The following is a 270-nucleotide window of genomic DNA, read 5'->3' as shown; positions in this document are numbered from 1 at the left end:
GAAGACAGCAATGGCCGCTTCACCTGGGCCAACTGGGCGCCTAAGGATTGGATCGCCGCCTACAAGCGCGAGGTCGACGTCTGCCGCAAGGCGGCGCCCGCGGCGAAATACATGTGGTCGCCCAAGGGATTGGAAGGCCTCGAGAAATACTAACCGGGCGACGACTATGTCGACGTGATCGGCCTGTCGGTGTTCGGCCTGCAGAAGAAGGACAATGACGAAGCCGGCCGCGACCGGACCTTCGCCGAGATGCTGAAGCCCGGCTACGAC

The 270-nt window shown here is 63.0% G+C and carries 1 pseudogene; it reads left to right on the top strand.

Features of this window, described 5'->3' with window-relative positions:
- Positions 1 to 270: pseudogene (locus tag P9273_RS32110) on the top strand (glycosyl hydrolase); the annotation flags it as partial.

Source organism: Mesorhizobium sp. WSM4935 (assembly GCF_029625735.1).
GTDB lineage: Bacteria > Pseudomonadota > Alphaproteobacteria > Rhizobiales > Rhizobiaceae > Mesorhizobium.
Note: the sequence above shows the minus strand (reverse complement) of the source record. Positions and strands in the feature narration are given on the sequence as shown.